2 protein-coding genes are annotated in these 1409 nt (G+C 32.7%); both read right to left on the reverse strand.

Translation table 11 applies throughout. The features are described 5' to 3' along the window. Positions 1-618 (reverse strand): hypothetical protein (locus BZARG_RS15805; protein WP_040288752.1); only part of this gene is annotated, 618 nt, incomplete at its 3' end. A gap of 131 nt (positions 619-749) precedes the next feature. After that, a complete protein-coding gene (locus tag BZARG_RS12885) occupies positions 750-1286 on the reverse strand; it encodes a hypothetical protein (protein ID WP_040288754.1) in 537 nt (178 codons plus the stop codon). Positions 1287-1409: the final 123 nt, after the last annotated feature.

Raw genomic sequence — 1409 nt, forward strand, 5'->3', positions numbered from 1 at the left:
GGTGTTAGCAGCAGTTTTCTTTATTTTCGATTCATAATTTTGAGGAATAAAAACATTATTTTCGGATTTTTCAATCATAATTTCAAGTAGTTTTTCAATATCCTCAACATTGTATTCTACTGTTTTTATTGTTACCGTTGATTTTGATTTGAAATCAAGCTTTAGGTTTTTACTAAATCGGTCAAATTGAATTTGAGTGAGTTCATTCAGATTTCTTTTTTGAGTCCAACGGTTGTTTAAAATTAGTTCATTGTCTTTTATGAATAGGGTATATGGCTTTTTCATTTTATAAACGAAATTCATAATAAATTCAGTAATTGGATCAGACCAAAAAATAAAAACTATAAAAATTAAGTTTTTATAATTCTCGTTCAGAAATATGAGTGTTGTCCAAAACGTTGCAATAACTAATAAAAATCCAACTACCTTCTTTCTTTGGCTTCTAATTCGAAAGTCTGATTCAAAGTTTTTGTTTACAATAGAATATTTTTCTAAAAAAGATATTAAAAAAATCAAAACGATTAATGAGATATTCACAAACAGAGGAAAGTCGGTGTCCATTACTTGACCATAAGTCAAAATCGTAATTAATAATAAGAATGTTATAAAGTACTTCATTCGTTGTTTTCAAATTGCTGCTAACGTTTGGTGTATGAGCAGTGGCGTGGTTTAGCACGGACAATTGCAAACAGGTACTTACCATTGGAAAATCCGCAGGATTTTCCAAGTAGGCGAGGACAAGCCATTGATTATACACATTGTTGTGCAACGTCTTTTTTCAATCGCACTTGATAAATCGTTCCGAAAATCAGTCCGATTAAACCACCAATATAGCTAAAATTATGCATTGTTCCGACTGTCAAAAACGCAACTCTATCAACCAGATTCTTTGGTATATTCCATTCCGTGTTAATTCCTGCAACAATGAATTGGCCAACTAACATTCCTAAAAGTCCAAATCCGATAGCGATTCCTAAAGTCCGAATAATTGCACCGAAAACACTTTTACGCATAATTTTAGAAGTCGGTTGAATTAGACCAACAATTCCAGATATAGCTCCAATTATCAATCCTGTCCACCAAGTTGCCCAAAGTCCAATTATCGCAACAGTTGCGCGTTTATTTTCAAATCCGTATTCGACAAATCCGAACTGTTCAAATTTGAATTTGGTAAAATATTCGGGTGAGATTGTGTAGGATAATTGGTCGTGCAAGATTCCATAAATTCCAGCGAAAATTGGTGTCAAGATTATTGTTAAAATTAAAATTCCGATTTTTCTCGCCATAGTTTTTTCAGATGTTGCACAACGTTTATGTATAAGGAAAGTTGCGTGTTTGTGTGCGAGGATTTTCCGAAGGAAAATCAGAAGCTAGCAAACGAGCAACTAACTTTGGTTTAGCTAAAACTA

The sequence above is a fragment of the Bizionia argentinensis JUB59 genome (assembly GCF_000224335.1).
GTDB classification, from domain to species: Bacteria; Bacteroidota; Bacteroidia; order Flavobacteriales; family Flavobacteriaceae; genus Algorimicrobium; species Algorimicrobium argentinense.